At 72.5% G+C, this 542-nt stretch carries 1 protein-coding gene; it reads right to left on the reverse strand.

What is annotated here, in order from left to right; all coding sequences use genetic code 11:
• Positions 1–542, reverse strand: a 542-nt coding sequence (locus AB4Y73_RS20435; RefSeq protein WP_441874514.1) for a DUF222 domain-containing protein, incomplete at both ends; no start/stop codon positions are given.

Here is a 542-nt window from a genome sequence, read left to right on the forward strand (position 1 = left end):
GGTTCCGCCGTTGGCCCAGGCGAGGAGGTGGTCGGCGTCGTTGTCCAGGGATTGGTTGGTGCAGCCGGGGAAGGGGCATTTGCCGTCGCGGAGTCTGAGCCATTGGCGCATGGCGGTGGGGATCCGGTAGCTGGACCGGCCGATTTCCAAGGGTGCCCCGTTGCGGGGGTCGGTCAGGACGCGGTGGAATGATTCGGCGCCGTTGGCGATGAGGGTGCGGGCCATGGACGGCGGGATGGGCCCGTACCCGTCGAGGGTGGCGGGTTCGTCGGTCAGGCCCATTAGCGCGAACACGGGGACGGTGACGAGGACCTGGGCTTTGGGTGCGGGGACCTGGTCGGCCTGGCCGGCGAGGAGCCAGGCCGCGGCGGTGTCGGCGCGGAGTTGGGTGAGGGTCCTGGGCTCGGCGGGGCCTTGGAGGGCGCGGGCGGCGGTGGTGGTGCGGTCCCAGATCCCGGCGGCCTGATCGGCGGGGAGGTAGGCGGAGAGCCAGGCCATGCCGTCGCGGTCCGGGGAGTATTCCAGGCGGCGGTCGGCGGCGG

The sequence above is a fragment of the Pseudarthrobacter sp. TAF60_1 genome (genome assembly GCF_052113505.1).
In the GTDB taxonomy this organism is placed as follows: Bacteria; Actinomycetota; Actinomycetes; order Actinomycetales; family Micrococcaceae; genus Arthrobacter.